This window comes from Nocardioides stalactiti, assembly GCF_014180715.1.
In the GTDB taxonomy this organism is placed as follows: domain Bacteria; phylum Actinomycetota; class Actinomycetes; order Propionibacteriales; family Nocardioidaceae; genus Nocardioides; species Nocardioides stalactiti.
On sequence record NZ_JACEFC010000045.1, the window covers coordinates 25,914 to 32,357 of the forward strand.

Here is a 6,444-nt window from a genome sequence, read left to right on the forward strand (position 1 = left end):
CCCGGTCGCACCACTAGAGTTCGCCGCATGTCCGCTCCCGCCCGGCCCCGGATCGCCTACGTCCTTCCGGTCTACAACGAGCAGGACAACATCGCCGTGTTCCACGCCGCCCTCAGCAAGGCGACGGCTGCGCGGGCGGACCTCGACTTCGAGTTCGTCTACGTCAACGACGGCAGCCGCGACGCCTCGCTCGACCGGCTCCTCGAGCTGCGTGACGCCGACCCGCGGGTGACGGTGCTGTCGCTCTCCCGCAACTTCGGCCACCAGCTCGCGGTCACCGCCGGTCTCGACCTGGTGGGCGCCGGCACCGACGGGGACGCGCCCACGGCGGCCGCCGACGCCGTGATCGTGATGGACACCGACCTCCAGGACCCGCCTGCCGTCAGTGTCCAGATGATCGACCTGTGGGAGGACGGCGTCGACGTCGTCTACGGGCAGCGCCGCAGCCGCAAGGACACCGTGTTCAAGCGCAGCACGGCCTACGCGTTCTACTGGGCGCTCGACCGGCTGGCGTCGATCGAGATCCCGCGCAACGTCGGCGACTTCCGGCTGATGGACGCTCAGGTGGTGGCCGAGGTGGGGCGCTACCGCGAGCACGGCCGCTTCCTGCGCGGGATCGTGGCCCACGTCGGCTTCCGGCAGGAGGCCCTGCTCTTCGACCGCGACGAGCGGTTCGCGGGCGAGACCGGCTACCCGCTGCGCAAGATGCTGAGCTTCGCCGCCAACGGCATCCTCGGCTTCTCGACGGCGCCGCTGCGGCTCATCAGCCGGCTCGGGATCGCGATCTCGCTGCTCAGCGTGCTGCTGGCGCTCTACGTCGCCTACGTCCGCGTCTTCCAGCCGGACCAGTCCGTGCCCGGCTGGGCCTTCCTCGGTGTCGGCATGTTCCTCCTCGGCGGCATCCAGCTGATCATGATGGGCGTCATCGGGATGTACCTGGGCCGCGTCTACGTCGAGGCGCAGGACCGGCCGTTGTACTCCCTCTCGCTCGTCGCCCGCGAGGGAGCGCCGGCCGCGCCGCGCCGGCACCGTGACAGGTCGGGAGCACGCTCCTGACGCGCCGCGTCCCATGGACCGTGGTGCGGTTCGCCGGCGTCGGCGTCTGCAACACGGCGATCGACTGGGCCCTCTTCCTCGTGCTCCACGAGCGGCTCGGGATCACGCTGGCGAACTTCTGTTCCTCCAGCGCCGGGATGATCTTCAGCTTCGTGGTCAACGGTCTGTTCACCTTCCGCGCGGAGCGGCTCACCCTGCGACAGGCAGGTCTCTTCGTGGCGACCACCGGGACCGTGATGTGGGTCGCACAACCGCTGCTCATCCACGGCTGGCTGTGGGTCCTGGGCCCCGTGCTCGACGACGGTGACCTGAGACTCGCGGCGGCCAAGCTCGCCTCGATCGCGTGCAGTCTCGCGCTCAACTTCGCGGCGTACCGCCTGGTCGTCTGGCCGGCCACATATCACGACCGCGCCGACGCCTGATCGGAGCCGTCTCGCGAGGGTCCGCTCGTTTTGTTCTCGCGTTCACAAACTCCTACAGTGATCTGGCCGGCTCCCGATCGATTTCAGCAGTGAGCGACCCGAGGGCACCGGCTGGAAAGAAGAGCAGTGACCGCACGGACTTCGAGCGAGACGGCCCGGGTGATCCCGGAGGCCACGGTGGCGCGCCTGCCCGTCTACCTCCGGGCGCTGACGGCGCTGGCCGAGGGCGGTATCCGCACCTGCTCCAGCGAGGACCTCGCGTCGGCAGCCGGCGTCAACAGCGCCAAGCTCCGCAAGGACCTCAGCTACCTCGGCAGCTACGGCACCCGCGGGGTCGGCTACGACGTCGACTACCTGCGCTACCAGATCGCCCGCGAGATCGGCGTCACCCACGACTGGCCCGTCGTCATCGTCGGCATCGGCAACCTGGGTCACGCGCTCGCCAACTACTCCGGCTTCCGCAGCCGCGGCTTCCGGGTCGTCGCACTGCTCGACGCCGACCTCGACCGCACCGGTGAGCTCGTCGCCGGCGTCCCGGTCCGGCCGTTCGACGACCTGGAGGCGATCGCCAGCGAGCACGCGGTCGCCATCGGCGTGATCGCGACCCCCGCGGCCGCTGCCCAGGACGTCGCCGACCGGATGGTCGCCGCGGGCGTCACCAGCATCCTCAACTTCGCTCCGGCGGTGATCTCGGTCCCCGAGGGCGTCGACGTGCGCAAGGTCGACCTGTCGATCGAGCTGCAGATCCTCGCCTACCACGAGCAGCGCAAGGCACACGAGACCGGCCGCGAGGTCGCCGCAGCGATCGGAGGCGATCAGTGAGCGTGCTGGTCGTGGGCATCTCCCACAACTCGGCGCCGGTGGCGCTGCTGGAGCGGGTCGCGCTCGACGACGACGGTGTCCAGAAGCTGACCGCCGACGCGTCCTCCTGCGAGCACGTCACCGAGGCGACCGTCATCGCAACCTGCAACCGGGTCGAGATCTACACCGAGGTCGAGCGCTTCCACGGCAGCGTGGAGTCCCTCTCCCGGCTGCTCGTCGATCGTGCCGGCGAGACCACGGAGGCGCTGCTCCCGCACCTCTACGTGCACTACGACGACGGCGCGATCTCCCACCTGTTCCAGGTGGCGGCCGGGCTCGACTCGATGGCGGTCGGCGAGGGCCAGATCCTCGGCCAGACCCGCGAGGCGCTGCGCCGCGGGCAGGAGCTCGGCACCGTCGGGCCCGCCCTCAACACGCTCTTCCAGCAGGCGCTGCGCGTCGGCAAGCGCACCCGCGCCGAGACCGGCATCGACAGGTTCGCTCCGTCGCTGGTGACTGCGGCGCTCGCCGAGGCGGTGCCCGGCGCCGCCGACCGCGGCGTCCCCGGCCACCGCGTCGTCGTCGTCGGTGCGGGCGCGATGGCGTCGCTCGCCACCGCGACCGTCAGCAGGATGGGTGCCGCCCACATCTCCGTCGTCAACCGGTCCGCCCACCGTGCCCAGCGCCTCGCCGCCCAGTACGACGCGCACGCCGCGCCGCTGGAGGCGCTGGCTGACGAGCTCGCCGCCGCCGACCTCGTCATCAGCTGCACCGGCTCCGCCGGCACGCTCATCGACGCGCGCAGCCTCGCCGCCGCGCGCCCCGACAGTGCCGAGCGCCCCGTCGTCCTCATCGACCTCGCGCTGCCCCACGACATCGACCCCGACGCAGGGGACCTGCCGGGGGTGACCCTGGTCGGGCTGGCCAAGCTCGCTGCGTCGATGCACGCACTCGACAGCGGTCGCGAGGTGCTCGAGGTCCGGCGGATCCTCGGTGAGGAGGTCACCGCCTTCCTCGCGGCCCGCCGCCAGGCCAGCGTGACCCCGACGGTGGTCGCCCTCCGGTCGATGGCCACCTCGGTGGTCGACGCCGAGATGACCCGGCTCGACAGCCGCCTGCCCGACCTCGACGACGCTGTCCGCGACGAGATCCGCCACGCCGTGCGGCGGGTCGCCGACAAGCTCCTCCACGAGCCGACCGTCCGGGTCAAGGAGCTCGCCAACGAGCAGGGCGCCGTCTCCTACGCCGCCGCGCTCGCCGAGCTGTTCGCGCTCGACCCCGAGGCCGTCGACGCCGTCACCCGGCCCATGGGCGTGCCCGAGGAGGGTTCCTCGTGACCGCGCCCACCGATCGTCGTACCCTCCGCGTCGGCACGCGCCGGAGCCTGCTCGCCACCACCCAGTCCGAGCACGTCGCGGCGATGGTCCGGGAGCGGCTCGGCGTCGACACCGTCCTCGTCGAGGTCACCACCGACGGCGACCTCAGCCAGGCGGCCGGCACCCCGCTCCAGGGCAGCGCGACCGGCGTCTTCGTCGGGGCGCTGCGCGACGCGCTCCTCGCGGGCGAGGTCGACCTGGCCGTCCACTCGCTCAAGGACCTCCCGACGTCTCCGGAACCCGGCATCGCGCTGGTCGCCGTACCGCCCCGCGAGGACCCGCGCGACGTCGTGGTGGCCCGTGACGGACTCACCCTCGGCGAGCTCCCGGCCGGCAGCACCGTCGGCACCGGGTCGCCGCGGCGCGCCGCGCAGCTCAAGGCACTCGGCCTCGGTTTGGACGTCGTCGCCATCCGTGGCAACGTCGACACCCGGATCGGCAAGGTGCGGGCAGGGGGGTGTGACGCGGTGGTGCTGGCACGTGCGGGCCTCGCCCGGATCGGGCGCCTCGACGAGGTGACCGAGGTCCTCGACCCGCTCCAGATGCTGCCCGCGCCCGGCCAGGGGGCGCTCGCCCTCGAGTGCCGCGCGGACGACCCGCTCGCCGACCTCCTCGCCGCTCTCGACGACCCGTCGACCCACGCTGCGGTGGTCGCCGAGCGCGCCCTCCTCGCCACCCTCGAGGGTGGCTGCTCGGCCCCGATCGGCGCCCTTGCCGAGGTCGCCGAGGGCGAGGACGGCCCCGAGGTGTGGCTGCGGGCGACCGTGCTGTCACTCGACGGCGCGATCGAGCTCCGCCGCTCCGCCTCGGCGCCGCTGACCGACCGTGCCGCCGCCGCCGCGCTCGGCGCCGAGCTGGCCCGGGAGATGCTCGCCGAGGGCGCCGACCGGCTCGACTCCGTCCCCGACGCTCACCGCTCCACCGACTCCACCCCAGGTCCCACCGCAGTATCGACAGAGGTGCACAACGCATGACGCGAAAGACAGCACAGACGGCCGGCTCCAAGGCTGCCGACGCTGCCAAGTCCAGCAAGTCCGGGACCCCCGCCGGCGGGGTGGCCTTCGTCGGCACGGGCCCGGGTGACCCCGAGCTGCTGACGGTGCGCGCGCTGAGGCTGATCGAGGATGCCGACGTCCTCATCACCGAGGCNCGAGGATGCCGACGTCCTCATCACCGAGGCTCCCGAGCACCTCGACCTCATCGCCCGCCTGCGCGGCGCGGCGACGTTCGACGTCGAGAACCCGGAGGGCCCCGAGGTCCTCGACGGCGGTTTCGGCGAGGACGGCCAGCCGCTCACCCACGCGGCCCGGGCCAAGGTCGTCGTCAAGCAGGCCAAGCGCAGCCTGCGCGTCGTACGGCTGCTCAGCGGTGACCCGTTCCTCTACGCCTCCGGGCCCGAGGAGGCTCAGGCGGTCGCCAAGGCCGGCCTCGCCTTCGAGGTCGTCCCCGGGGTCTCCTCGGTCGGCGCGGTCCCGGCCTACGCCGGCATCCCGCTGACGACCAAGGACCACCGCGAGATGGCCGTGGTGACCTGCGGTGACCGGGTCGACTGGAGCCGCTACGCGACCACGCCGACCCTCGTCCTGCTCTCGGCCGTGGGCCAGATCGGCGACATCGCCAAGGACCTGATCAGCGCGGGCCGGTCGCCCGAGACCTCGGTCGCGATGACGCGGGTCGGCACGACCACCGAGCAGCAGACCGTGACCTCGACGCTGGCGCGGATCGCCGCCGACGTGCGGGCGGCGCGGATCGCCCCGCCTGCGATCACCGTCGTGGGGCCGGTCGTCGACCTGCGCTCGACGCTGTCGTGGTTCGAGACCAAGCCGCTGTTCGGCTGGCGGGTCCTGGTGCCGCGCACCAAGGAGCAGAGCCAGTCCCTGTCCGACCGGCTGCGCCACTACGGCGGTGTGCCCGAGGAGGTCCCGACCATCTCGGTCGAGCCGCCCCGCAACCCGCAGCAGATGGACAAGGCCGTGCGCGGCCTGGTCGAGGGCCGCTACGAGTGGATCGCGTTCACCTCGGTCAATGCGGTCAAGGCCGTCCGGGAGAAGTTCGAGGAGTACGGCCTCGACGCGCGTGCGTTCAGCGGTCTCAAGATCGCCGCGGTAGGGGACAAGACCGCCCAGGCCATCGCCGCCTGGGGCCTGCGCGCCGACCTGGTGCCGTCGGGCGAGCAGTCGGCCGCGGGGCTCCTCGAGGACTGGCCGGAGTACGACGAGCAGCTCGACCCGATCAACCGGGTCTTCCTGCCGCGCGCCGACATCGCCACCGAGAACCTGGTCGCGGGCCTCATCGACCTCGGCTGGGAGTGCGACGACGTGACGGCGTACCGGACCGTCCGCGCGGCTCCGCCGCCGGCCCCGACCCGCGACGCCATCAAGACCGGCAAGTTCGACGCCGTCGTCTTCACCTCGTCCTCGACGGTGCGCAACCTGGTCGGCATCGCCGGCAAGCCGCACCCCTCGACGGTGATCGCGGTCATCGGTCCGGCCACGGCCAAGACTGCCGAGGAGCACGGCCTGCGCGTCGACGTCATGTCGCCGAAGCCCGACGTCGACGTCCTGGTCGAGGCGCTCGCCGACTTCGGCGCCGCCCGCCGCCAGGCCTTCGTCGACTCCGGCGAGCCCGTCACCAAGCCCAGCGACCGCAAGGCCTCCGGCCGCCGCCGCAAGGCCGAGTAGCGCGAATCCGGACCTTCCTGCGCCGAATCCGGACCTTCCTGCGCCGAATCCGGACCTTCCTGGGTTGAAGCTCATACTTCGTCCAGGAAGGTCCGGACTCGCATCAGG

Annotated in this window: 6 protein-coding genes and 1 pseudogene; all 7 read left to right on the plus strand. The window is 72.2% G+C overall.

The annotated features are described in order from the left end of the window. The first annotated feature begins 27 nt into the window (after positions 1 to 27). The 7 genes and pseudogenes from H0487_RS11040 to H0487_RS23860 all read left to right on the plus strand — a co-directional run bounded on the left by H0487_RS11040 (position 28) and on the right by H0487_RS23860 (position 6,336). Entirely contained in the window at positions 28 to 1,056 is a 1,029-nt protein-coding gene (locus H0487_RS11040) for a glycosyltransferase family 2 protein (RefSeq protein ID WP_183094285.1), read from the plus strand. A 23-nt stretch (positions 1,057 to 1,079) separates the two neighbouring features. Next, positions 1,080 to 1,478, plus strand: coding sequence for a GtrA family protein (locus H0487_RS11045; protein WP_183094286.1), 399 nt, complete (start codon positions 1,080 to 1,082; stop codon positions 1,476 to 1,478). A gap of 126 nt (positions 1,479 to 1,604) precedes the next feature. Beyond that, positions 1,605 to 2,300 (plus strand): redox-sensing transcriptional repressor Rex, encoded by a 696-nt coding sequence (locus H0487_RS11050; RefSeq protein WP_183094287.1) that lies wholly within the window; start codon positions 1,605 to 1,607, stop codon positions 2,298 to 2,300. Continuing rightward, positions 2,297 to 3,616 carry a glutamyl-tRNA reductase gene (locus tag H0487_RS11055; protein WP_183094288.1) on the plus strand — a complete coding sequence of 440 codons (1,320 nt, stop codon included), beginning with the start codon at positions 2,297 to 2,299 and terminating at the stop codon, positions 3,614 to 3,616. The genes H0487_RS11050 and H0487_RS11055 overlap by 4 nt, the downstream gene beginning before the upstream one ends. Then, positions 3,613 to 4,629 carry a hydroxymethylbilane synthase gene (hemC, locus tag H0487_RS11060; RefSeq protein ID WP_183094289.1) on the plus strand — a complete coding sequence of 339 codons (1,017 nt, stop codon included), beginning with the start codon at positions 3,613 to 3,615 and terminating at the stop codon, positions 4,627 to 4,629. Before H0487_RS11055 ends, hemC begins: the two co-directional genes overlap by 4 nt. Continuing rightward, a pseudogene (locus H0487_RS24275) lies at positions 4,626 to 4,745 on the plus strand (hypothetical protein); the annotation flags it as partial. The gene hemC and the pseudogene H0487_RS24275, both read left to right, overlap by 4 nt. A gap of 34 nt (positions 4,746 to 4,779) precedes the next feature. Further along, complete coding sequence (locus H0487_RS23860; protein ID WP_312855908.1) at positions 4,780 to 6,336, plus strand: bifunctional uroporphyrinogen-III C-methyltransferase/uroporphyrinogen-III synthase; 1,557 nt, start codon at positions 4,780 to 4,782, stop codon at positions 6,334 to 6,336. The last annotated feature ends 108 nt before the right edge of the window (positions 6,337 to 6,444 follow it).

Excerpts from the sequence above, each read along its gene's own strand:
- H0487_RS11040 (WP_183094285.1), top strand. The coding sequence starts at position 28 with ATGTCCGCTCCCGCCCGGCCCCGGATCGCCTACGTCCTTCCGGTCTAC.